22 protein-coding genes are annotated in these 24,118 nt (G+C 35.4%); 5 read left to right on the top strand and 17 right to left on the bottom strand.

Features of this window, described 5'->3' with window-relative positions; genetic code table 11:
* Positions 1-275: 275 nt before the first annotated feature.
* The 4 genes from JNUCC74_RS03735 to JNUCC74_RS03720 all read right to left on the bottom strand — a co-directional run bounded on the left by JNUCC74_RS03735 (position 276) and on the right by JNUCC74_RS03720 (position 3,723).
* Positions 276-947 carry a response regulator transcription factor gene (locus JNUCC74_RS03735; RefSeq protein WP_454066958.1) on the bottom strand — a complete coding sequence of 224 codons (672 nt, stop codon included), beginning with the start codon at positions 945-947 and terminating at the stop codon, positions 276-278.
* Positions 948-1,271: 324 nt separating this feature from the next.
* Complete coding sequence (locus JNUCC74_RS03730) at positions 1,272-2,039, bottom strand: tyrosine-protein phosphatase (protein WP_454066957.1); 768 nt, start codon at positions 2,037-2,039, stop codon at positions 1,272-1,274.
* 252 nt (positions 2,040-2,291) lie between these two features.
* Entirely contained in the window at positions 2,292-2,990 is a 699-nt protein-coding gene (locus JNUCC74_RS03725; RefSeq protein WP_454066956.1) for a CpsD/CapB family tyrosine-protein kinase, read from the bottom strand.
* Positions 2,965-3,723, bottom strand: coding sequence for a YveK family protein (locus JNUCC74_RS03720; RefSeq protein WP_454066955.1), 759 nt, complete (start codon positions 3,721-3,723; stop codon positions 2,965-2,967). Before JNUCC74_RS03720 ends, JNUCC74_RS03725 begins: the two co-directional genes overlap by 26 nt.
* Before the next feature lie 1,026 nt (positions 3,724-4,749).
* Here JNUCC74_RS03720 and JNUCC74_RS03715 point away from each other — a divergent pair.
* Positions 4,750-5,997, top strand: coding sequence for a LysM peptidoglycan-binding domain-containing protein (locus JNUCC74_RS03715; protein ID WP_454066954.1), 1,248 nt, complete (start codon positions 4,750-4,752; stop codon positions 5,995-5,997).
* A 638-nt stretch (positions 5,998-6,635) separates the two neighbouring features.
* Here JNUCC74_RS03715 and JNUCC74_RS03710 read toward each other — a convergent pair.
* Positions 6,636-7,478 carry a sulfite exporter TauE/SafE family protein gene (locus JNUCC74_RS03710; RefSeq protein ID WP_454066953.1) on the bottom strand — a complete coding sequence of 281 codons (843 nt, stop codon included), beginning with the start codon at positions 7,476-7,478 and terminating at the stop codon, positions 6,636-6,638.
* 928 nt (positions 7,479-8,406) lie between these two features.
* Between JNUCC74_RS03710 and JNUCC74_RS03705 the strand changes: the two genes are divergently transcribed.
* A complete protein-coding gene (locus JNUCC74_RS03705; protein ID WP_454066952.1) occupies positions 8,407-8,808 on the top strand; it encodes a secondary thiamine-phosphate synthase enzyme YjbQ in 402 nt (133 codons plus the stop codon).
* A 231-nt stretch (positions 8,809-9,039) separates the two neighbouring features.
* On the opposite strand, the gene JNUCC74_RS03700 is transcribed toward JNUCC74_RS03705, so the two are convergent.
* Together JNUCC74_RS03700 and JNUCC74_RS03695 are read right to left on the bottom strand one after the other, a co-directional pair.
* On the bottom strand, positions 9,040-9,183 hold the full coding sequence (locus tag JNUCC74_RS03700; protein WP_454067824.1) for a hypothetical protein: 144 nt from the start codon (positions 9,181-9,183) through the stop codon (positions 9,040-9,042).
* Between the two features lie 487 nt (positions 9,184-9,670).
* Entirely contained in the window at positions 9,671-9,871 is a 201-nt protein-coding gene (locus tag JNUCC74_RS03695; RefSeq protein ID WP_077319485.1) for an alpha/beta-type small acid-soluble spore protein, read from the bottom strand.
* 228 nt (positions 9,872-10,099) lie between these two features.
* Here JNUCC74_RS03695 and JNUCC74_RS03690 point away from each other — a divergent pair, with 228 nt between their 5' ends.
* Positions 10,100-10,882 (top strand): (S)-acetoin forming diacetyl reductase, encoded by a 783-nt coding sequence (locus JNUCC74_RS03690; RefSeq protein ID WP_077319484.1) that lies wholly within the window; start codon positions 10,100-10,102, stop codon positions 10,880-10,882.
* Between the two features lie 376 nt (positions 10,883-11,258).
* Here the strand turns inward: JNUCC74_RS03690 and JNUCC74_RS03685 are convergent, their stop codons facing one another.
* The 6 genes from JNUCC74_RS03685 to JNUCC74_RS03660 all read right to left on the bottom strand — a co-directional run bounded on the left by JNUCC74_RS03685 (position 11,259) and on the right by JNUCC74_RS03660 (position 16,490).
* Complete coding sequence (locus JNUCC74_RS03685) at positions 11,259-11,456, bottom strand: cold shock domain-containing protein (protein WP_050351294.1); 198 nt, start codon at positions 11,454-11,456, stop codon at positions 11,259-11,261.
* 488 nt (positions 11,457-11,944) lie between these two features.
* Entirely contained in the window at positions 11,945-12,151 is a 207-nt protein-coding gene (gene copZ / locus JNUCC74_RS03680; RefSeq protein ID WP_454066951.1) for a copper chaperone CopZ, read from the bottom strand.
* A 112-nt stretch (positions 12,152-12,263) separates the two neighbouring features.
* A complete protein-coding gene (locus JNUCC74_RS03675) occupies positions 12,264-14,654 on the bottom strand; it encodes a heavy metal translocating P-type ATPase (RefSeq protein ID WP_454066950.1) in 2,391 nt (796 codons plus the stop codon).
* A gap of 12 nt (positions 14,655-14,666) precedes the next feature.
* A complete protein-coding gene (locus JNUCC74_RS03670; protein WP_454066949.1) occupies positions 14,667-14,969 on the bottom strand; it encodes a metal-sensing transcriptional repressor in 303 nt (100 codons plus the stop codon).
* A gap of 238 nt (positions 14,970-15,207) precedes the next feature.
* Positions 15,208-15,459 (bottom strand): hypothetical protein, encoded by a 252-nt coding sequence (locus JNUCC74_RS03665; RefSeq protein ID WP_454066948.1) that lies wholly within the window; start codon positions 15,457-15,459, stop codon positions 15,208-15,210.
* A 461-nt stretch (positions 15,460-15,920) separates the two neighbouring features.
* Complete coding sequence (locus tag JNUCC74_RS03660) at positions 15,921-16,490, bottom strand: biotin transporter BioY (protein ID WP_454066947.1); 570 nt, start codon at positions 16,488-16,490, stop codon at positions 15,921-15,923.
* Between the two features lie 592 nt (positions 16,491-17,082).
* Here JNUCC74_RS03660 and JNUCC74_RS03655 point away from each other — a divergent pair.
* Positions 17,083-17,625 (top strand): CueP family metal-binding protein, encoded by a 543-nt coding sequence (locus JNUCC74_RS03655; protein WP_077319478.1) that lies wholly within the window; start codon positions 17,083-17,085, stop codon positions 17,623-17,625.
* Between the two features lie 422 nt (positions 17,626-18,047).
* Positions 18,048-18,770, top strand: coding sequence for a 3-ketoacyl-ACP reductase (locus tag JNUCC74_RS03650; protein ID WP_454066946.1), 723 nt, complete (start codon positions 18,048-18,050; stop codon positions 18,768-18,770).
* Positions 18,771-19,017: 247 nt separating this feature from the next.
* On the opposite strand, the gene JNUCC74_RS03645 is transcribed toward JNUCC74_RS03650, so the two are convergent.
* The 4 genes from JNUCC74_RS03645 to rhaB form a co-directional block, all read right to left on the bottom strand.
* Positions 19,018-19,797 (bottom strand): DeoR/GlpR family DNA-binding transcription regulator, encoded by a 780-nt coding sequence (locus JNUCC74_RS03645; protein WP_454066945.1) that lies wholly within the window; start codon positions 19,795-19,797, stop codon positions 19,018-19,020.
* A gap of 587 nt (positions 19,798-20,384) precedes the next feature.
* Entirely contained in the window at positions 20,385-21,221 is an 837-nt protein-coding gene (rhaD, locus tag JNUCC74_RS03640) for a rhamnulose-1-phosphate aldolase (RefSeq protein WP_454066944.1), read from the bottom strand.
* Positions 21,222-21,314: 93 nt separating this feature from the next.
* Complete coding sequence (rhaA, locus tag JNUCC74_RS03635; RefSeq protein WP_454066943.1) at positions 21,315-22,571, bottom strand: L-rhamnose isomerase; 1,257 nt, start codon at positions 22,569-22,571, stop codon at positions 21,315-21,317.
* On the bottom strand, positions 22,571-23,986 hold the full coding sequence (gene rhaB / locus JNUCC74_RS03630) for a rhamnulokinase (RefSeq protein ID WP_454066942.1): 1,416 nt from the start codon (positions 23,984-23,986) through the stop codon (positions 22,571-22,573). Before rhaB ends, rhaA begins: the two co-directional genes overlap by 1 nt.
* Positions 23,987-24,118 lie beyond the last annotated feature (132 nt).

Genomic DNA, 24,118 nt, shown 5'->3' with positions numbered 1-24,118 from the left:
AAATATGCATAAGAAGGTAACAATGCATATGATTGCTTTCCAGACTCAATCAGTTACTCCACAATGATGAATTTCTTAGTAAATAAGCTTAACAGTTATAACTTTTCACTTAAAATGAATTAGATGAAATCACAAAATTTACCACTCGTATAGATATATTACTAAATACCTAGTCATATTTTTAGTGACTTTTGTAGAAAAAAGTCATAAGTTTTTGTATGATTTTAACAGATTTTGTCGAAATGTCTTTTACAAAAAAACGAGAATCTTGCTATTTAAGTTAGTACTTTTTTATCCAGTAATTTTCGGAAATATGCAATTAACTCTTTTCGATTATTTATTTGAAAGGTTTGATAGATGTTGCTAATATAATTTTTTACTGTTCCTTCACTAAGAAACAATCGTTCAGCGATATGCTTATTGGAAATCCCTTTTGCCATTAAATAGGCGACGTCCAGCTCGCGATTAGATAAGTGAATCCCTTTTTGCTGAAACGCTTCATCAAGCAACTCACGTTTATCCAGCCGCCTTTCTAAAACTCGCTTGGCCAGGATTTGCGCAACCTCTCCAGAGAAAATAACCTCATCATTCATCACTTTTCGGATACTGCCTTTTAAGCAGTCACCATTTAAGTTTTTCAGTAGAAAACCATCGGCACCAGCATAAATGGCAGAAATGATTAAATCTTCATCCGTAAAAGATGTCAGTACAAGAACCTTAACATTAGGCTTAACTTCTTTCATATGTAAAATCAGCTTAATTGCATCCGTATGTGGCATATGAATATCGATTAGCACAAGTTCTGGAAGATGTTCCATAAATTGCTGCAGTCCGGTTCTTCCAGTTGTTGCTTTGGAAATTACCTCCATATCCTTTTCTTTCAACAACAACGCTTTCATACCGTCTATAAATAATTGTTGGTCATCTATCAGCATAATTCGTGTCATTCTCCCACCACTCCTTTAAAAAACTACCACGCCACATAAGTCACTGTTATTTAACACCTCATAACAAGTTGGTAGCTTATGCCAATTTAAGAAGTAACACTGCATGTAGTGTTTGAATATTTATTAGCACAAAGTTATTTTTCTCCATAAACGGTGACGTTGAAAGTAATCAATGAATCGTTTATGAAGAAAACGCTACTTTTTTCGTGCGTCAATTATGATAGAGTACAACATGGTCTTATTTGTTTGTCGCGCAAACGTTTCCCTATTTTTTGAAAAAAAAAGGGCGAAGAATGATATTATGTACGCCCCTTTCATGCTCCATTAAAATAGTCCAAGAAATTTTTTCTTCTTTTTGACCCGCATCGGTTCTAATTGGTTCACATTATCATTATCTATCAATAGATTACTATTTTCTAGAAACATATAGAAATAGTCACTTCCATAATTCTTCTTCACTTCTTCATAAGCTTCTTGGAGCCAAAATTTTCTCGATGTTGTATTATGTGCATCGGAAGCGATAAAATGCGTCAAATTAGCTTCAATAATTTGGTTGGTAAACTTTTGAATATCCTTACCAAATTTACCGATAACACTACCAGCTGTTACCTGTGTTAACGCACCTTTGGAGACAAATTCATATAACAAATTTGGATGCTCCAAGAGCTGACGATTGCGCTCAGGATGTACGATGACTGGGGTATATCCTTCCAATTGGATATCAAACAGTAATTGTGTCGTGTAACGAGGAACTTCACTAGCAGGGAATTCAACAAGTAAGTATTTGCTATGGTTTATAGGGAGTAATTCTTGTTGACGAAGCCCTTCCACCATTTCCCCGTAAATGCGTGTTTCCTGTCCGGGTAAAACAGTAAGCGGCACACCTTCTCGTTTGAAGAATTCATTTAAAATTTCTACACTACTTTTAATTTCCAAGCTAAAATTATTAAACGCACCATTTTGATGATGCGGTGTTGCTACAATCGTTTGAATTCCTTGTTCAATCGCTGCTCTAGCCATATTTAAGCTTTCTTGTTCGTTTTTTGCACCATCATCAACACCGGGTAATATATGACTATGAATATCAATCAACGTACCCACATCCTATGTATTATAAATTAGTTTCTTAATTAGATAGATTATAACAAATAATTTATCTCCTGCACACTTTCAAAATGATATTTTACGTTTTTTAAAGAATGGACGGTACTTATTTACTAATGGAACACGTTAGTCATCATAATAGCTAAAGTTTTATTTTGTTAGTATAATTCAGTATTTGAGAATGGAGATGATGATTGTTACGAAAAAATCCCCCATCCAAGAGGATAAGGGTTTCAAAACCTATTTTCCGTAATAGTAATAATAATTAGACTGCTTTTTTATACGATCATTTAAAACTGTGCCCAGTAGTTTTGCCTTTGCAGGTCTCAGCGACTCTACTGCTTTTTGCGCTCCTTCTATTTCCGTATGTTTACTTCTAACGACAAGCAAGGTACCATCAACAATATTTGCTAGAACTTGCGCATCCGTAACAGCTAACACAGGAGGCGTATCAAAAATAATTAAATCATAGCTTGCTTTTAACTCTTCCAACAATTTTTCCATCTTTTTGGAAGCCAATAATTCGGATGGGTTGGGTGGAATCGGTCCACATGACATAATATCTAAATGATCGACATTACTACTATGAATAACATCATTAAAGGTATTTTCTCCAACGAGAATATTGCTTAGCCCTCGTAAATTATCTAACCGAAACGTATAATGTACGGTTGGCTTGCGAAGATCTGCATCGATCAACAGCACTTTTTTTCCTTGTTGCGCGTAAACAACAGCTAAATTAGCAGCTGTCATTGACTTCCCTTCCCCGGGTCCAGAAGATGTCACTAGCAAAGAATGAATTTTTTGATCGACAGATGCAAAATCAATATTGGTACGAATTGTCCGATACTGCTCGGAAATGGGAGATTTTGGATTTAGTTTTGCAATTAAATGCCGCATCTTCGTTCCAGGTCTAGACTGATTTTTTCTGCGTAGCATGGTAGCTCCCCCTTTCCCGTTTAGATTGTGTGTTCATAAAATTATTAATATCGGAATCTTGAACGGTAGATATCGTTCCTATTACTGGCGTATGTAGATGTTTTTCTACATCTTCTTCTGTTGTAATGGTGTTATCCAGATACTCTAATAAGAACGCAATCCCGACACCGATCATTGCACCAAGCACAATTGCAATGGCAAGATTTAACATTGGTTTCGGTGATACAGGTGTTGGATTTGCTCCTAAATAAGCTTCTGATAAAATTTTGACATTATCCACATTCATTAAATCGGGAATTTCATCTTGAAATGTTGTAACTGTTGTATTTGCCATTTCTACAGCTTGTTCTGGATTCTCATCGGTTGCGGTTACGGTTACAACTTGTGATTGCTCCTCACTAGAAACTTGGATTTTTTCTGCTAATTGATCGTTAGTCATATCTAGGTTTAGCTTTTCAATAACTGCATCAAGAATTCGCGGGCTTTTTATAATTACATTATATGTATTGATCAGCTCCACATTCGTTTGTATATCACTAATATTATACTGTTTATCTGCGTCTTGTTGACTTTGATTTACGATAAAAGAAGAATTTGCTTCATAAGCTGGTGTTAAAATAAAATAGCTGGCAATGGCAGCAATTACTCCTGCGCCAATTATACAAGCCATAATGAGCAAGAAACGTTTTTTTAAGACAGCAAATATCTCCTTTAAGGAAATAGTTTCTTCCATCAGGTTACCTCCAATTTTTCTTTATCTTTCATTCTTATCGGCAATCTAGTATTGAATTATAACATAAAAAAACAAGTTTCTATGTAATATTTAGAAATTAATCAAATTATATGGACGCGAAACAAATCTTACAGAAAGTTCTCGTTTGTATTAAAATTCAATTACAAATCCCTTCAAAATCTTTCAATATTTTGTCAAAAAGGCTATAATGTTAATTATTAACAAATAAAAACAAAAATTTAGAAATGAGGAGATATTTGGTAAATATATTTAAAGATCAAAATAGATTAATATCTACGAATAGATACCATTAGTTGCATCTTAAATACCATCTAAGTTAGATTAAAACATTTGCCCTATACCTTTGTTTTATATTTATTAACTTGTTAGCATTCTATTGATTCTAACGGTAGCAATTGATGATAACATTACCTTTATACCATAACTAAGCACTACAAAATTCACTTCTAATTATTGACTATTCTACTAACTTTAGTAGCAATATTTAATCTTAAACATGCAACGAATAACCTGTCATTGATACTTGACTAACTTCTCTCATCGTTGAAAGGAATTATACTTCTTTTCTAGTTTTCATTCTACTAACTTCGCAGTGATCTTTTAAAGTCAAAAACTCTAAACCATGATGCAAGTATTGGTTTGACTTTTAACTATAACTAAGTTCCCGCATTATTGAAGTATTTATACTCCCAATCACAGTTTTCATTCCACTAATTTAAGCAATATTTATTTAAAAAATACAAGTTTCCAACTATATTTTTACCTATGACTAAGGATCTTGTTAAATGGGTGAATATACCATTTAATATCTATTTTAATACCTTTTTTTTGAATAAATGATATTAAATGGTTTTTATACCTAACAGCAAAACTTATATCCTGATATTTTTTTACTATTTTTTTATATATCCAACTTTATAAATAGGTAAAACCATCCGATACTATATAATAGCAGTACTTTTAAACTAGTTCCATTTCACCAATAAATAGAGGAGGATTGTTAACGTGAGTAACAAAAAGTTAATGATGTCCGTTACTGCATCGGCAGCAATAGCATCCGCTTTCTTTGTTACCGAAGAAGCAGAAGCAGCATCTTATAAAGTAAAAAGTGGAGATTCATTATGGACAATCGCTCAAAAGTACAATACTACGGTATCGCAGCTTAAATCGATTAATAATCTAACTAGTAATGTAATCTTTCCGAATCAAATTATTAAAACTCCTAATCATGGAAGTAGTTCTAATAAAACTTCTAATTCTAAATCGAACAACAGATCAAACAGTGGTGCAACTACATACACCGTAAAACTTGGTGATACGTTAAGTGGCATTGCTATAAAACATAATGTCTCTTTAAGCAACCTAATGAAATGGAACAACCTTAACTCCACTTTAATCTATCCAGGAAATGTCCTTGTTGTTAGTAAGAATGGCTCCAACAACAGTGGATCAACCAACTCTGGAAATTCAGGGAGTTCGAATAGTTCGCAGAGCTACATTGTTAAATCAGGGGATACTCTTTCTGGCATTGCTGCAAAATATAATGTCAGCGTTGCTAACTTGAAAAGCTGGAACAATTTGCGCTCAGACTTAATTTTAGTCGGTCAAAAGCTTAGCGTTGGCAAAAAAGCTAGCTCCGGCTCAAGTGGGAGTTCAAGCAGTGGATCAAGTGGAGGTTCGACATATGTTGTCAAATCAGGAGATACTCTTTCTGGCATTGCTGCAAAATATAATGTCAGCGTCGCTAACTTGAAAAGCTGGAACAAATTGCGCTCAGACGTAATCCTAGTTGGTCAGAAACTTAGCATTGGCAAAAAAGCTAGCTCCGGCTCAAATGGTGGGGCAAGTGGAAGTTCTGGTAATGGTTCATCAGGAAATACGAACGCTGGTTACAACGTAAACACCGTTGTGCAGACCGCAAAGAGTTTTCAAGGTGTACCATATGTTTGGGGTGGATCAACACCTTCAGGATTTGACTGTAGTGGTTTTATTCATTACGTCTACAATAAAGGCGGTAAGAGTATGAGCCGTACTTCAAGCACTGGTTATTATAACCGCTCCTATCATATTAATAATCCAAAAGTAGGTGACCTTGTCTTCTTCTCAGGGACTTATCGCCCAGGAATCTCTCATTTAGGTGTTTATCTAGGAAATGGTAACTTCATTCACGCTGGCTCAAACGGCGTAGAAATTAGCAATCTAAGTAACTCTTATTGGAAAAGTCATTTTGATAGCTTTAAGCGATTCTATTAATAAACGTATGATTTGTAGAAAGAATAAGAGAAACGAAGCAGATATAAGTATAGAGAAAAAGCCTGCACTTATCCGAAACTGCTTTATAAAGTGAAACTTCATTCAGTAGGAGTTTTCTTTCATCTCCTACTGAATGTTGGTATCACAAGGGGATGACCGAAGCTCTTTAACCAATCGAACCATTCAGTTGCCGTTTTCTCCTACTTAGACCCTTTTTGCATCAACTCAGGTCTTGAAGTGGAAGTCTTACGGCATCTTACATGCGGGATGAAATTTGGTTAAAGTTTGTAAATTGTAACAGTCTCTATCAACAGAGGCTGTTTTTTGATAGGTGAAACCCGTTTTGAATATTATGATTGGCATAGACAGTTTAACTTTACGCGTTCTCTTCGGGCTGCTCCTACTTTACGTGCTCTCTCGTGTTTGGGACTCTCTCTCAACTTTGCAATGTGCTCTCTCGTCTTTGCGGAGCTCTTTCAATGAATGTTGTAAAGTTTGCCTAAGTTTTTTTAGTATTAAAAATAATGATGCCTTCGAAATTTTTTACTTCTAAAATCATGCTCACAGCCTTTAAAAGATTTTTGTATTCCATCATTCGTTACGATGTTCATTTCTCAACATCTGATCATGTTGTGCTCTCATCCTATTTGCATGATGATATTATAAAAATTGAGCAAAATAATGCTTAATAATGTCACGTTAAATGTACGTTCTATTATTCGATTGGAGAGTTTGCTGACAAAATTGCTTCCAACGATACCGCCGATTACGCCACCAGCTACCATCACCCACAGCATGGATAAATTATAGTCGTCAAACCCTGTTGAACCTGCAACTAAAAGCAAAGAAGACAGCTGGGAAAAAAAGATAATAAAGATCGAATTAACACTCGCATCTTTTGTATTCATGGAAAAGATAAATACTAAAGCAGCTACATTCAGCGGACCTCCGCCAATCCCTAAAAAAGCAGATAACAAACCGAGTACAAGGCCTACACTTAATATAACCAGACGATTTTTAATATGATATGTTTTAATATGGTTGTTATGTTTCATAAAAATAAATATGATAATAAGCAAAATCGAGAGTAAACTGGACTGGACGATTCCGACAATTTTTGAAGACCCCATATTGATCACAAAATAATTAAATAGGCCCTTTCCAATAAAACCGCCTAGAATGGAACCAATCGCAATTAAAAAGCTATTTAACCGATCTACATTTAAATCGGAATTTCTTAGTTTAATTAATGAAACAGTTGCCATAGAAAAAACAGTGGCAGCCGATAATACACCAATTGTCGATAAGTCATAATGACCAAGCGCATCTAACAGTGGTTTGATAATGATGCCACCACCCAATCCTGCCATTGCTCCCACTGTACAAGCAAGTAAACCAATTAAAAAGTATATTAAAGAAATAACGACCATCTCTCTTTCTGAGCTTGAGATAATATGATAATAAAGATAAGAAAACTTCACTCCATGGGATTATTCCTTCATCTCCCTTCTGATAAGAATCGCAGCATCCTTGAAAAAGGAAAAATTTTTTCATACGGTGTGCAGCTTTGGAAGTTTCCTTATCATTGAAAAAGAAGAGCACTTTCCTTCGTTCCATGTTGCTATCGATCCCTTTCTTAGCCCGTAGACTCGCAACAATTTTTAGTCCAACTCAACAATACATATAGGGGTATTAAAAAGCAGATAGCCTCCTCTTTCTTTGTTCTTTTAGAAATTAAAACAAAGATGCAAGAGTGGTATCTAAATTTATGCAAACCTTCCTAGCCTTTTTTGTTGTAAATTATGGATGAAGGCAACTCCATATAGGTAGGATTAACTACAATAACATCTATAATTTTAGCATACGTTACGAAAAATCCTACAAATTATGTTTAATATTTTTCTCTGAAACAACAGTCACTATTCGGGAACCACTGTAACTACGCGAAAAACAACCATATTAATAAAAAAAGTTAACCAAACCTTTACAATCATCTTTCATGATGATTTCCTTCCGCTTAAATCCTCTGATATAATTTATGTAACGTGCTTGTTCAAAAGATCCAGAATAGAAGACAATGAAATTACGTCGAGCATTAGCCAAATCAGGTTTATAAGATTGAACAGAAGCAGCATTTGATTTGCAGTCTTCCACTTATCCTCCTAGAACTCTCATAGCATGGAAGGGCAGGTCTTACTTGCCAGTTCATCTGAAAGAAAATAAAACTTCATTTAGTGATCTGTTATCTTCACTTAGACTTTTAGTATTCTCTATAACTCAGCACCTTAAATTCGGGAACGAGCGTATCACGCCCGCTTCTCCAAGAAAACCTTTCTATTTTATTCGAACGTTGAAAATGCATCTTTTGAACAACAATCCTATTAACAAGTAAAAGAAAGGATGAGAGCCATGCAAAAGACGTTTACATTAAAAACAGACAACCATTCCGATATGATTGATATTACCGTGCAGGTTGAGCAGTGGATTCGTGAAGAAAATATAAAAGAAGGCATCATCGTTGTTTCATCGTTACATACTACTGCCGGAATTACGGTGAATGAGAATGCTGATCCTGATGTAAAAAGCGATATGTTGATGCGATTAGATGAAGTTTATCCATGGAACCATAAGGAAGACAGACACGTTGAAGGAAATACAGCAGCCCACTTAAAGACAAGTACCGTTGGCCATGCTCAAACATTGATTATTCAGGATGGCAAACTTGTTCTTGGGACATGGCAAGGCGTTTACTTTTGTGAGTTTGATGGACCACGTCAGCGAAAATTCCATGCTATCGTTCTTCCTGCCTAACACGAGAATAGATAATACAATAAAATGATAAGAAAGCTTTAGATACGCAGTCATAGTAACTAAACGAAAGCAAACTGCCGAAAACATATTAGCTAAACCGTCAACCGTTTATCTCCTTTCTATTTTTAAACGGGTTATATCCATGCTTGCTCATATTGTCCCGTAGACGATCTTCTGCTTCTTATTCTCGAATGTATTTGGCTATTGTCTTTTCGTTCAATCCTATTGCACTTACATCATAGCCTTTTGCACAAAATGTATGATTCTCATGTTCATTTTGACATGTCTATTGTATATTATTAAGAACTTTTTCCATAAAGTAAGGATACAGACATGTTGGGGGAATTTTAACAGCATATGAATGTGATCTGGCATTGCATGGGCTTCAACGTTTTCCATATCTTTCATTTCACATAGCCTTCTTCTTAATATGAAGGGTATAATGCGCTAAAAGAAATTGGTCAATTTGAAGGGAATGCAGAAGAAATTCAAGCAATGGCAGGTATGTATCAAAATGTTGTACAGATTGTAATATAGGAACCGACATTAAAACGATTGAAGATCTGGAAGGAAAACGTGTTGATGATCGATCCAATATCTCGTTTCATTTTCCGTTTCCAATTTTTCCTTTTATATTTCGGAATGAATACAATACGATACTTACATCCACCTTATTCGTAATACTATTGTCCTTTGACATGAAAAGATTCCTTACTTTATTTGAAGGTTGGTTTGACGGCCACCTTATATAACGTTTGGAAGTTTTTCTGTTACAACTCTACAAGATTCGTCTTCACAGAGGTAAAGCCTTTGGTTTAGAAAGATTAATTTAATGGGCGCACAATTAGCACGCCCATTAGTACTACTTTGTTCGATTTGCGAGATCTTGTTCTGCAATTTTAATCATTCGCTTTACCATCTCGCCTCCCACGGATCCATTCTCCCGTGCAGTTGTGTCAGCTCCGAGATCTACATTAAATTCGTTCGCGATCTCATACTTTAAAGAGTCGACAGCGTTTCTTGCACCTGGCACTTCTAATTGATTCCGATTATTTTTGGCCATTTGAAAAACACTCCTAATGGGAAAGTAGTAGAACAGCAATAAACTGTTCAGCTTTATTATCTGTGTTCTTTTAGAAAATACACATGACAATATAAGGAGTTTTTAACGATATTTATGACAAAAAATTAAATTCGATAAATTACGATTAAAAGTGATTAATTTCACAAATAATATTAACAATGGTATATTAAATATATACCAATTACATTATAGAAAGAAGATGTTTATATGAGTAAAGTATCTGGAAAGATCGCCTTTGTTACCGGCGGAGGTCAAGGAATTGGTAAAGCAATCTGTAAACGACTAGCAGAAGACGGATTCGCTGTTGCAGTTGCTGATTATAATGAAGAAACAGCAAAAAAAGTTGCTGAAGAAATTAACCATTCTCATGGTAAAGCAATTGCGATTAAAGTAAATGTTGCTGATCGTGATGATGTATTTAAGGCTGTGGATGATACAGTAAAAAATCTTGGTGGACTTGATGTGGTTATAAATAATGCAGGTCTTGGACCAACTACCCCTATTGAAAGTATTACTTATGAAGAATATCGTAAAGTTTATGATGTTAACGTTGGCGGTACTTATTGGGGAATACAAGCAGCTGTAAAAGCCTTCAAAGAACTTGGGCACGGTGGAAAAATAATTAATGCTTCTTCTCAAGCCGGTCAAGTCGGAAACCCAGGCTTAGCAGTTTACGGTGGAACAAAGTTTGCTATTCGAGGTATTACCCAAACTGCAGCAAGGGATTTAGCTGAATTAGGTATTACTGTTAATGCCTATTGTCCTGGTATCGTAAAAACTCCTATGATGATGGACATTGCACAGCAAACTGCTGATGAAGCAGGCAAACCATTTGAATGGGGAATGGAACAGTTTGCTAAAAATATTACATTAAAAAGGCTTTCCGAGCCAGAAGATGTAGCAGCATGTGTTTCCTACCTTGCAGGACCTGATTCAGATTATATGACTGGACAAGCTCTCATCATCGATGGCGGAATGGTATTTAACTAAGTATCTAATATAAACTGTTGGACTGTTGGTTGGTAGAGTCTCTCATTACTTAGTGTTCTCTTCTAACTTTGTACTTTACTGGTTCAAACTTTGCGGGCGACGTTGCCTTATCATCGTTTCTAAACCTGGCAGTAATATGTTAGAATGCATTTACACGTAACTCCTTTTTGTTTTTTGTCTGTCTAAACAAAGTGTAACAAAAATAGGAGCTTGCGTGTTTTTTTATTGAATTTTCTTAAATCCCAACATATGTAGAACCAAAAAAGATATCCACCATGAACAAAATTTAATCCAAGTTTATATTAAATATTGTCCTAGATGATAACATAAAAAGAGCTTATCTCAATAATGAGATAAGCTCTCCTCTGTCTATTTATTATAAACGAGTAACGTTAGCTGCTTGTGGTCCGCGGTTGCCTTCTACAATTTCAAATTCAACATCTTGACCTTCTTCAAGTGTTTTGAAACCATCTGCTTGAATAGCTGAGAAATGAACGAATACGTCATCTCCGTCTTCACGCTCGATAAAACCAAAGCCTTTTTCAGCATTAAACCATTTAACTTTACCAGTCATTAAAATGACCTCCTTATTCAAATATCGTGCAAAGTAATTGAATCATAAATACTTTTACACCACTTTGATAAAGAGATCGTAAAGTATTATTCAAACTTCAATTTCCTTTTGCACTTTTAACTTTACCCTTTTCTTAAGGAAAATGCAAGTGAATACATCGATATTTTACAATATTTTTATCTTTGTAACTAAATTCACATTTTTTAATCATTTTTTCGTAACATCTTTACTTATTTTACCATTAATTTTATAAAGTATTCTTTAAGATAATTATTTGTTTTTCCATTTTCCAAGCAAATCAAGCGTAAAAACCGTCCCCAATACAAGAACAAAAGCTAGAAACGCTCAAGCAGTGATGTGCCAACTGGAGAACTTCTGACGAGATAAAAAGATACGTACTATCCACCAAAAATGGTAGGGTTAGTACATATCTTTTATTAGCTTCCACTAAACGGAACTATCTCTTCTGTTTCTTGAGATCGAGAAGTTTATCTGACAACATCGTATCCTTGTTCTTCAATTGCTTCACGAATTGCCTCTATATCGGTTTTAGCTTCATCATAAGTTACATCAACTTTACCAGTGTTTAAGTGTACCTCAACACCAGAAACACCTGGTAAAGCTTTGAGTGCTCCTTTTACCGATTTTTCACAATGACCACAACTCATACCTCTTACATCTAATGTTGTTTGCATATAAAAATCCCCTTTCGATATTTTTTCACATATTTGTGATACATTAAACCCTTTATATAGCTCAAGCTAGTAGCGTTTATTCCAAAAATCAGACTCTCTGTGACTTAAACCGCTATAGCTTAACTCGTTTTAACCGTAGTGAGTTTGAAACGACACTTACAGAACTAAATGCCATGGCAGCTCCCGCTATCCATGGAGCTAATAGACCGACTGCTGCAATCGGAATGCCAGCTGTGTTGTAAGCAAAAGCCCAAAATAGGTTTTGGCGGATATTTTTAATGGTAGCCTGACTAGCTTTTATAGCTTTTGGAATAAGCAGTAATTCTCCACCTAAAATGGTTACATCGGCTGCTTCAATCGCTACCTCGGTACCCGTTCCAATAGCAATTCCGATATCAGCTACTGCTAATGCTGGTGCGTCATTAATTCCATCACCAACCATAGCGACATGCTTTCCTTCTTTTTGAATCATTTTTACTTTATCTGCTTTTTCTTCTGGTAAAACTTGTGCAATGACATGATCAATACCTACTTGTCTTGCTATTGCTTTAGCGGTTCGTTCATTATCTCCAGTTAGCATAATAACTTCCAAACCTTGACTTTGCAACTGATGAATCGCCTCTTTGGCAGTCTCTTTCACAGTATCCGCCACAGCAATAATTCCTTGAAATTCGTTATTCACAGCAATTAACATGGCTGTTTTTCCATCTTCCTCTAATCCTTGAATATCACTTTCGGCATGCAGATAATCAATATTATACTTCTTCATTAACAGTCTGGTACCCACAAGAATATCTTTGCCATTTACTCTAACGGAAATACCATGCCCAGGTATTGCTTGGAAATCTTCCAGATCATACAGTTCCAAATCCTTTTCAACGGCATAAGCTACAATTGCTTCTGCTAGAGGGTGTTCTGAACTTTTTTCGGCACTGGCTACTAGTTGTAATACTCCATCATTGCTGGTAAAATCAGTAACTTCCGGTTTTCCTTTCGTGATGGTCCCTGTTTTATCAAAAACTATCGCTTCAAGCTGATGTGTACGCTCTAAGTGCTCGCCACCCTTAAACAAAATACCTTGTTCCGCTGCTTTTCCCGTACCAACCATAATAGAAGTAGGTGTAGCCAAGCCAAGCGCACATGGGCAGGCAATAACCAATACAGCAATTGCAGACATTAAAGCAGGCTCAATCTCACCAGGCGTCACAAAGGAAATCCAAATAATAAAAGTTAAGATCGCGATTGCAACTACAATCGGCACAAAATAGCCGGATATAATATCTGCTAACCGCTGAATCGGCGCTTTTGATCCTTGAGCATCTTCTACAACTTTAATAATAGAAGCTAGCGCTGTATCTTTTCCTACATTTGTTGCTTCCATTTCAATCGTACCATTTTTGTTCATCGTTGCTCCGATTACAGTATCCTCAGTAGCTTTTTCTACTGGTAAGGATTCTCCTGTAAGCATGGACTCATCCACCGACGTCCGCCCTTTTACTATAACGCCATCAACTGGAATTTTTTCACCAGGCTTAACAATTAATCGGTCACCACGTACCACGTCTTCTACCGGAATCATCACTTCAGCACCGTCTCGAATTACCCTAGCTTGCTTTGCCTGTAAGTTCAATAGCTTTGAAATAGCCATTGTCGTTTTACTTTTTGCTTTGGTTTCTAAATATTTACCAAAAAGAATAAGTGTAATTAAAATAGCACTTGTCTCAAAGTAAAGATGCGGCATATAGCCAGGGTTTCCAATCGTTTTTATTGCTTCATACAAACTGTAAAAATAAGCTGCACTTGTTCCTAAAGCGACTAAAACATCCATGTTAGCGGATTTATTACGTAGATTTTTATATGCTCCTTCATAAAACTGCCAGCCAATAATAAATTGTACTGGAGTTGCCAACACAAATTGGAACCATGGATTCATAAAAATTGCCGGTAAACGTAAACCAAATAAATGGTCAAGCATCGTGACTAATAAAGGGACGGAAAGAATAGCAGAAATGATCAGCTTTTTCTTCATTTTTTGTAACTGTTTTTCCTTATGCGTCTGTCTTTCTTCTTTTCCAGCCTTTGGTTTTGCTTGATAACCTAATTTTTCAACGAGCGTTACAAATGTTTCTTCGTCTACCAAAGCTGGCTGATATTCAATAACCGCGGTTTCATTAGCAAGATTAACTGTAGCCTGATTGACACCTTTTTGGTTGGAAAGTGCCTTTTCAATTCGATTAGAACAAGTCGCACAAGTCATTCCGGTAATATCGTACTCAACCTTCTCCGTTTCCACGCCATAGCCTAAACTTTCAATCTTTTCTGTAATGTCTTCCAGAGAAATTTTATCCGGATTGAGGTCTATATTAGCTTTTTCAGTTGTCAAATTAACCTGTGCATTAACACTGTCCATTTTGTTCAACACTTTTTCAATTCGATTAGAACAAGTCGCACAAGTCATTCCTGTTATGCCAACTGTAATATGCTCTTTTTGTTGCTCTTGCATGTTATCACCTCTTTATTTAGAAAGCTGCTTTAACACTTCCATAAGTTCTTCAATTGCTGCATCACCTTCTCCCGACTGAACTGCAGAAGAAACACAATGCTTTGTATGCCGTTCAGCAATAGAAAAACCAACTTTTTTCAAAGCTGCATTAACTGCACTAATTTGGACTAAAATATCAATGCAGTAACGATCATCTTCAACCATTTTCTGTATTCCTCGAACTTGGCCTTCAATTCGCTTCAACCGGTTCGTAATTGCTGTAATTTCATCCTTTGTTCTAGGTGTAACAGGATGCTCATGCTTTTGAACTGTCAACTATTTACCCTCCTCACTTTTCAGTTATTTAATCAACCTTACAATTATACTATACCCCCCTTTAGTATTTTATGCAACAAAAAAAACTTCTTAGAAAAACTTGGCTTGTTGACAAGTCTTTATGGCGAGAGCTATCGTTTTTCTTATACGATAAAGCCTAAAGTTTTATACTTTCCTATAGTGCAAAAGAAAAAACTTTTTGGAGAAGCTATTTTTCCAAAAAGTCAGTTAGAATATGTTAAAACATATAAATAAATAGCGCTACTAATCCTAATAAAATCGTAACCACATATATCCAAGTTAAGATTGGCACATTTATCTTTAACGACTGTGTTTCATATTCCTTGGAGCGCCGTAGTTCATTTTCCACTGTATCCCCTAGTTGTTCATATTGTTTCAACTTATTTTCTTCCTGCTTAAAGATTAATAATGTAACAAGTAGTGTAAAAATAAATAGGATAACTAGAAATACAATTAATTCTACACTCATCACTTTCCTCCATCTCCCATCCGAAATCTAAATATCCCTTATCGTTAAGCATTACATGATAAACTTATATTTGCAATTATTTTACTCAAAAAATTTATAAAAAGTTAACGTTTTCTAAAAATTCTCTTTCGTAGAGAAACTAGTAGCTTTTCATGATGTTTGATTTTGAATCACGATTGCCATTAAGGTTCGTAAGATTCGTTTATTTAGCAACTATTCCCTTTGGATTAGCAATATGAACATTTATGTTAAATCATCAATTAAAAGCAAAGAGCATTTCATAATTATACCCCAATTAAATATACAATATCGTGCTGTTACTCTCTACATTACTTTTCTACATTTAGAGACTCCTTCTGACTTAGCGGAATATATTTCAACTTTGCGATGTTCTGGACTTTAAAGCTTTCTCTCCCAACTTTGCGACTTTAAAGCACTCGAACTTGGCTGATTCGCTTATCTTATGCTGGCTTTTGCTGTTTTTCTAACATGAGATTGGCATGGACTAAACGTCTTCGTACAGTAATACCGATCCAGCTCGCTAATACCGCTTTAATTATTCCAACTACAATAAATGGATAAACGCCAGCTGCTAAGGCAGCAGTCCATGTGAAATCTAAAACAAATTTTAATTGTACGGTTCCAAATGCTAGAGTGACTACCATGCCTACAATATTTGCGATTAAGGCATTTACTAAATGAAAGCTTGTCTTCTCTAAAATTAGCCCGGTTACATAAGCAGTGGCAATAAATCCAAAAATGTATCCTCCAGTTGGTCCAACTAAAACATGCGCACCACCACTAAAACCAGCGAAAACCGGGATTCCAGCCGCTCCAATTAGAGCATAGCAGACCATAGCTAAGGCCCCTTGCCTGCTACCTAGAATGGTAGCAGTAATTCCAACTGCTAAAGTTTGTCCACTCATCGGAATTAGCGGTAACGGTATTTCTACCTGCGCTAAAATTGCTGTTATTGCTGCAAATATTGCACAATTAAGAATAAGATGAAGTTGTTTGCTTTGATAAACCATTTCCTTTACAACTCCTTTTTTAAATTATTTAATTTAATTTTCAGTATTTTATGATTGAATTGTACTTTGAAAAAAGGGCATTGTCAACTTATACTTTTCAAGGTAAACATACCTTTTCGTTGATACTTTATTATATGAAGCAAATAATTTTTAAACTTTTTTTATTAAAATAATACAGACGGATTCATAGAATAATATTCCTAATTTTGGTCTGAAAGGCTAGCATTTTTTTATCATTTGAATTGTTTCTCTAACTTTCCTGTGAAAACTTCACGATACATCGTTGATCCGTTTTGACTTTTCTTAAGAGGTATTAAGCGGTCATACCGATAAAGTCGTAATAGTATTTACTATGTTTTTCATAACAAGTTTGCTTAAGCATGGGACTACGTTTATAAAGACGAACGACATGACGACTAATCCAATCAGCCGTTTGCTTCATGTCAGCTGATTCAAATACTATAGACGGGTTGACAAAGATACGAAGTGTTAAGATTCTCCAAAAAGATGACAAATTCTTAAAGTATTAACATCCCGATTGATTCATAACTTAGTATTCTGATATACTTTGATAAAAACGGAGGAAGAAACAATGAAGTTAAAAAAATCTATCACCGTGATGATGTTGTTTCTGATAGTTGTTCTGGCTGCATGTGGTAACGATGATACAGAAAAAGAAACGTCACAGACAAAAGATGAAACGACGGATATTAAAGAATTAGTACAAGATTATAGCACTGGTAAAAAAGAAGCAAGTTCAGCTTCCATTACAGGACAAGAACTGATTGTTAGCAGTTCAGAGGGAAAAGAGAAAACATATAAATTACCGAAAGACGAGTTTTTCGTATCTATTGCACCTTTTGTGAATGAAACACATCCTTGTACGTTTCACAGTTTAACCGGTTGCCAAGGTGAAATGGTAGAAAAAGAATTTGATGTGCATATTAAAGATGAAAAAGGAAATGTAGTCGTAGATAAAAAACTAAAATCACAAGCCAATGGTTTTATTGATTTATGGGTACCTAGAGACAAAAAATACAATATCACTATTACACATGATGGTAGAAAAGTAAAATCTGAGTTTTCTACATTCGAAGAAGATCCAACATGTCTAACAAATATGCAATTAACTTAACTGCTTGTTGTTTAGTTGGGACAAAAGCGCAAGCGCTCGGCTAGCCAAACTAAAACTTCTGACAGGAGAAAGAAAACATACCTCTGTAAAAGGAATTGCCGGACGCCTGAGCGATAAGCCCGCTTTTAGTCGGCCTTCCTTTAGAATCGAGCCGATATTGACTTATCATAGAAAGAAGAGAGAAGTTTGAGCGCTTAGGCAAGACTATTTTTAACCATATTCATCTCATATAAAGGCAGATGCAGTTTCCTAAAGAACAAGTAATGTAAGTAAACTTTAACTTCTAAACAAGTTCAAAAAATGTTTGCTTTTTGTAATCAATTTTTGTTAAATAATCAAATGTACCCAATGCTTTTTAGTCTATCTAGTCATCATTTACACTTCCCAAATTTTATGGCGGGAAAAGAAAGGACGATGCGTTAATGGGGCAAGATATAAAAGGGAAAGTAGCCTATATTACAGGCGCTGGCAGTGGTATTGGTCGCGCAACCGCTCTGGCCTTAGCACAAGAAGGCGTACATGTTGGCTTAATAGCTCGAACAAAAAGTAAATTGGAGGCTGTCGCAAGAGAAGCTGAATCACACGGAGTGAAAGCAAACTATAGAGTTGCCGATATTGCTCATTCAGAACAAGTAAATCAAGCAATAACAAGTATGGAAAACAACCTTGGACCTGCAGATATTTTAATTAATAATGCGGCCATTGGTGCTTACGGGAATTTCTTGGATATGGATCCAGTTACATGGAAACACACGCTCGAAGTTAACGTTTTCGGTACATATCATGTCACTCGAGCAGTCTTGCCACAAATGATCAAGAAGAATCAAGGAGATATTCTGATGATTTCTTCCAGCAACGGACTAAAGGGTACAGCAGGTTCAACTTCCTACAGTGCTTCTAAATTTGCTATCCAAGGTATGACAGAAGCGCTTATGCAAGAAGTACGAAAAAACAACATTCGTGTTTTCACCTTAAATCCAAGTCTTGTTGCTACAGAGCTTGCTTTTGGGGATCAATTAGCAGAGAAAAACGACGACAAGTATATGCAACCTGAAGATTTAGCAGAATATATGGTATCCCTCTTAAAATTGCATCCGCGTATTTTCATAAAACAATCCTTACAATGGGCTACCAATCCGTTTTAATATAAGTTGAGCTATCGCAATAGTTTTAAGCAAATGCGATAGCTCTTTTTTATTGAAAATACATAATAACGTACACCTTATATAGTCAGAGAAAAATTCACCATTTTATCTGATTCGCTTTTGTTAATTCGAACATCTATATAACATATTTTTTTCCAAATGCCATATCATTCGTGTCTTTATGCACATTTCTTCTACACTTCATTTTCTCATAAAATCCTTGCCTGTATACAAGTGGCATTATTTTTTAACTACCTGTAGAACATGGAGCAACAATTACATTCAGCTCTTTTTCTTTTAAATGTTGTACCGATGACTCATCTGCTTTTCTGTCTGTAATAATACAGTTTACATCTTCTATACCAGTTATTAAAGAAAAAGCCTGTTTGCCTAACTTGCTATAATCAAGCATCATATAAACATTTGCGGCGCTTTCAATCATTTTTTTCTTAATTCTTGCCTGCTGTTCATCCGATTCGCTAATTCCTCTTTTTATATGCAGACCTTTACATGATATAAATGCTTTATTTACATAGTACTTATCTAATGACGCCTCCGCAAGTGGACCAACAAAGGATAAAGATTTTGCAAGCAAAGTTCCCCCTGTTGAAATTACGGTGATTTGTTTTTTATTACTTAATTCCATCGCAACTTTTATAGAATTTGTAAGTACGGTCATTGGTAAGTCAGGCAGAGCTTTGGCCATATACCAGGCTGTTGTACTGGCATCAAGGATAATATTATCTCCTTCTTTAACAAGTTTAACCGCTTCTAAAGCAATGTCCTGCTTTTCAGCCACATTTATTATCTCTCGTTCTTTGTAGGGAATTTCAAGCGAATCATTAGGATTCATACTTATAGCTCCACCATGACTTCTTAATAACTTTTTCTCTTTTTCAAGTTTCTCTAAATCCCTACGAATCGTCTCCTCTGTAACAGAGAACATTTCACTTAATTCTGATACACGGACACTTTTGCGTTCATTTACAATCCTGACAATTTTTTGCTGCCTTTCTGCTATAAGCATGATAACCCTACTTTCCACCTAAAAATAAAACAAAATCCTTTATACATTTCAAAATAAGTCCATTGAAGTTGGAAGGCCAAAAAGTATCTCCTTCATTATTATAAAATGATATCATAGATTGTTTGGAAACTGCTAGCTTATTAAATACTTCTACCTTTATTTTATAGCAAAAAAATTTATGAGCAAAGGAAGTCCCTTTGCTCATTTTTTATACTATAGGAAAGTATAGAATTTTATGGTTTATAGTATAAGAAAAACTACGGCTTTCGCTAAGGACTTGGCGACAAGCCAAGTTTTTCTAATAAGTACGTGTTCAAAGAACCGTGGTTGACTATGATCGCAATGTCCTTGAAAAATTGGCGATGTATCACTGCCGAAGTTTTCCTTGCCTTTGAAAAATTGCAATGTGTTACTCCCGTCGCTTCCTCATCTTGAAAAACCGATGTATCGCTCACGTTGCTTTCCTTGTCCTGTCAATTCGGGCAACCGGTATGTAGGTGCCGCCATCTCCCACTTAAACTTATTATATTCTCGATAGCTCTTAAAGTGGGAGTATGTACGGCACTTTAATGTAAAAAGAATTATTTTTAAAAATACTTCTCTGGTGGAGTAACAGCAAATCGCTTCGCTAAATCTCTTAATTGTTCGTCTGTAATCTCCTGTTTAATCCCGCCCTGATGGGAACTAACCAACATATAAATTTGCGCCGCCTTCTCCACTGTTTCAATTAACCCAAATGCCTCCGCTAGGGAATTACCCGCTCCAAAAATTCCATGATGCGGCCAAATAACTAAGCGAAACTCTTTCATTTTTTTAGCGGTTTCTTCCCCGATTATATCTGTTCCAGGTACCATCCAAGGTAAAATACCTACACCTTCCGGAAAAACAACTAGACATTCGGTACACATTTTCCACAGCGTTCTTGTGAAATTTACTTCATCTAATTCATGTGTAAATGTCATTGCTATAAGATTTGTCGTATGCGTATGCATAATGACTCGATGATCAGGATTTTGCTTCAACCTGGAAATATGGCTCATAAAGTGAGATGGAAGTTCACTGGTAGGCTGACTATTTCCTTCAAGTCCCCATAATAGTTCAACCGCTTTTCCATCGGAACTTATCCGCAATATACCCAAAGACTCCTCTGGGTCATCTTTAATAAACCGAAAGTATTTCCCCGATCCTGTAACTATAAAGTATTTACCAGCAAGTTCAGTAACTGGATAGTCTAGTTGTATGGTCCGAATTACTTGATCCTTATTTAAATAAGGTATGACTTCCTCTTCGTTTAACAGATAACTAATATTTCCACCATTTAACTCGTCCCAGCCAAGACGCCACATATCATAAGTATTCTGTATCATCTCGCGTAGGAATGGCGCATGTAAAATTTCCTGTTTGTTTCCATTTATTTCTTTCATGTGTCTGTTCCTTCCTTTGAAAATTTCTATATCGATAATCATTTACTAAAGTTGATCATTGAATTTAGTAGATTGAATAATATATATTTAAAGTTAGTCTCTTTTTGAAAGGACAGCTGCTTCATATTTGTTAACTTCATCAAACCATGCCATACCTGTAGGAACTTTCATTTCTTCACAATAATAATCCCAAATTGCACCAAAAGGATATGTTTTAAGCTCTTCCATCAAGGCTAACCTTTCTGTGAAATTACCCTTTTCTTGTAAATCTCTTAAATAATGATTTGGGGTAAGTAAGGCATATAATAATGATTTAATCATATTTCTCGTTCCTATTGTCCAAGCTGCCACACGATTAATACTGGCATCAAAGAAATCGAGTCCAATCCTTACTTTATTTAACGCGTCATTACGGACAATTTCTAAACCAATTTCACGCAATTCATCATCTAAAATAATCACATGGTCACTATCCCAACGTACGGGCCTTGAAACGTGTAAAGCTAATTGATCACTAAATAAGAGCATTGCAGAGATTTTATTAGAAACCACTTCTGTTGGATGAAAATGTCCCGTATCTAATAAGCATAATTTGTTATTTTTCAAGGCATAACCTAAATAGAATTCATGTGATCCTACGACATATGCTTCTGACCCAATTCCAAATAATTTGCTCTCTACAGCATCAACATTATATTTTTCATCTATTTGAACAGAAAAAATCTTGTCTAATGATTCTTTTAATCTTCTCCTTGGTGTTAAACGATCACTTGGGATATCTTTATAACCATCAGGAATCCAAATATTTGTTAGTGCAGGAGTACCTAATTCTCTTCCGAAATACTCACCAATTTTACGGCAAGCAATAACGTGACGAATCCAGAATTCTCGTATCTCTTTATTAGGATGAGATAGTGTTAAGCCATCTGCAGCCTTTGGATGTGAAAATAAAGTTGGGTTAAAATCCAATCCCAGGCCGTGTCTTTTTGCCCACTCCACCCATTTTTTAAAATGTTTTGGTTCCAATTTATCTCTTTCAACAACTTGACCATTTGTCTCAGCATAAATGGCATGTAAGTTAACTCGATGCTTTCCCGGTATTAAGGAAAGCGCCTTTTCCAAATCACTCCTTAGTTCTTCAGGCGTCCTTGCTTTCCCTGGATAATTACCGGTTACGTCTATTCCCCCTGATAGTTCTTGCTGGTTTATCTCAAACCCGGAAATGTCATCCCCTTGCCAGCAATGAATAGAGATCGGTACTTGTTTTAAATGATTTAGCGCTTCTTCAACATCTATTCCTAATTTTTCATACTGTGCTTTTGCAAGTTGATAGTTTTCAAATGTAGACATTATTTTCCTCCGCCTCTCTTTCTAAACGTTTTTAATACAAAGGAATTCTTTATGATGTTTCGGGCTTCATGAATATCCTCAATTTGCTCTAAAGCAATTAGTTGAGATATTATATTTCCAATTGCTGTTGCCTCTGACGGACCTGCAATTACTTCCTTTTCCGTTATGTCTGAAATTAATTGATTTAAAAGATTATTTTTAGAACCTCCGCCAATAATATTTATTTGATTAAAATTCTTTTCGTAAATTTCTTCAATCTGTTCAATCGTATTTTTATAACTGATTGCTAAACTATCAAATACACACTTCGCAACTTGTCCCGGTGTTGTTGGTTCGGATTGCCCTGTTTCCTTACAATACAATTGGATTTCCCTAATCATATTATTTGGTTTTAAAAATCGGTCATCATCTACATCAACAATGGCATAAAAATCCTTTTCTTTTGCTGCCATGTCAGAAAAATCAGCGAAACTATATTGATCTTTATAATTTCGTTTCACCTCTTGTATCATCCAAAGCCCCATGATGTTTTTTAAAAAACGATAGCGATAATCAAACCCACCTTCATTCGTAAAATTATAGTCTAAGGCTTTTGTAATACATATTGGAAAGCGGTTTTCAACGCCCATCAGTGACCATGTTCCTGAACTAATAAAGATTGTTTCATCCGTTTCCGGAACAGCAAGTACAGCTGATGCAGTATCATGTGTAGCCGGAAGTATTACCTCCATATCAAAACCAAATTCTTCAACTAATTGTGGTCTTAAGCAACCGATAGATTCCTTTGGGAGCAAAATCTGTTGAAACATTTGATCATTTATGTCTAATTTTTTCAATAAATCTCTATCCCATTTCTTAGTAAAAGCATTAATCAACTGTGTTGTAGTTGCATTAGTATATTCATTTACTTTTACTCCAGTTAATAAATAATGGAAGTAATCGGGAATCATTAAGAACGTTTTTGCTTTTTCTAATAGCTCTGGATATTTTTTCTTTACATAATATAGCTGATAAATAGAATTAAATTTTTGAAACTGTATTCCAGTCTCTAAATATAAAAGCTCTTTACTAATTATTGAAAATACCTCATCCATCATGCCGTCTGTTCTTGGGTCACGATAAGAAACAGCATCCGTTAGCAGGTGGTCATTTTCATCTAATAAAACAAAATCAACCGCCCATGTATCGACACCAATACTTACTGGTATTAAGCCTTTCTTTTTAGTCAGGTGAATTCCTTTTTTTACTTCTGCAAACAGCTTCTCTATATCCCAGCAAAAATATCCATTCTTTTGAATTAATCTATTCTCAAACCGATAAACTTCATCTAAAATAATTTTCTTATCTTGTAAAAATCCGGCAATTACTCTGCCACTTGATGCACCTATATCTACCGCCAAACTGCAAGAATGCATGATCTCACCTTCCAATTTTGCAAGAATACAACAGATTATAGTAGTCGCTATACGAATTCAACGTTATTTAACTATAATAAATGATATTCAAATATTAATAAACAAAAATTAACACAAATAAATATTTATGTT

It is taken from the genome of Cerasibacillus sp. JNUCC 74, assembly GCF_053667775.1.
The sequence above is the reverse complement of the archived record's forward strand: the minus strand, read 5'-3'. Positions and strand labels throughout refer to the sequence as shown.

Coding starts and splice junctions, on each gene's coding strand:
- JNUCC74_RS03735 (WP_454066958.1), bottom strand. CDS start 947: ATGACACGAATTATGCTGATAGATGACCAACAATTATTTATAGACGGT.
- JNUCC74_RS03725 (WP_454066956.1), bottom strand. CDS start 2,990: ATGCTACGCAGAAAAAATCAGTCTAGACCTGGAACGAAGATGCGGCAT.
- JNUCC74_RS03720 (WP_454066955.1), bottom strand. CDS start 3,723: ATGGAAGAAACTATTTCCTTAAAGGAGATATTTGCTGTCTTAAAAAAA.
- JNUCC74_RS03705 (WP_454066952.1), top strand. CDS start 8,407: ATGCAAAAGACGTTTACATTAAAAACAGACAACCATTCCGATATGATT.
- JNUCC74_RS03700 (WP_454067824.1), bottom strand. CDS start 9,183: ATGCCAGATCACATTCATATGCTGTTAAAATTCCCCCAACATGTCTGT.
- JNUCC74_RS03695 (WP_077319485.1), bottom strand. CDS start 9,871: ATGGCCAAAAATAATCGGAATCAATTAGAAGTGCCAGGTGCAAGAAAC.
- JNUCC74_RS03690 (WP_077319484.1), top strand. CDS start 10,100: ATGAGTAAAGTATCTGGAAAGATCGCCTTTGTTACCGGCGGAGGTCAA.
- JNUCC74_RS03685 (WP_050351294.1), bottom strand. CDS start 11,456: ATGACTGGTAAAGTTAAATGGTTTAATGCTGAAAAAGGCTTTGGTTTT.
- copZ (WP_454066951.1), bottom strand. CDS start 12,151: ATGCAAACAACATTAGATGTAAGAGGTATGAGTTGTGGTCATTGTGAA.
- JNUCC74_RS03675 (WP_454066950.1), bottom strand. CDS start 14,654: ATGCAAGAGCAACAAAAAGAGCATATTACAGTTGGCATAACAGGAATG.
- JNUCC74_RS03665 (WP_454066948.1), bottom strand. CDS start 15,459: ATGAGTGTAGAATTAATTGTATTTCTAGTTATCCTATTTATTTTTACA.
- JNUCC74_RS03660 (WP_454066947.1), bottom strand. CDS start 16,490: ATGGTTTATCAAAGCAAACAACTTCATCTTATTCTTAATTGTGCAATA.
- JNUCC74_RS03655 (WP_077319478.1), top strand. CDS start 17,083: ATGAAGTTAAAAAAATCTATCACCGTGATGATGTTGTTTCTGATAGTT.
- JNUCC74_RS03650 (WP_454066946.1), top strand. CDS start 18,048: ATGGGGCAAGATATAAAAGGGAAAGTAGCCTATATTACAGGCGCTGGC.
- JNUCC74_RS03645 (WP_454066945.1), bottom strand. CDS start 19,797: ATGCTTATAGCAGAAAGGCAGCAAAAAATTGTCAGGATTGTAAATGAA.
- rhaD (WP_454066944.1), bottom strand. CDS start 21,221: ATGAAAGAAATAAATGGAAACAAACAGGAAATTTTACATGCGCCATTC.
- rhaA (WP_454066943.1), bottom strand. CDS start 22,571: ATGTCTACATTTGAAAACTATCAACTTGCAAAAGCACAGTATGAAAAA.
- rhaB (WP_454066942.1), bottom strand. CDS start 23,986: ATGCATTCTTGCAGTTTGGCGGTAGATATAGGTGCATCAAGTGGCAGA.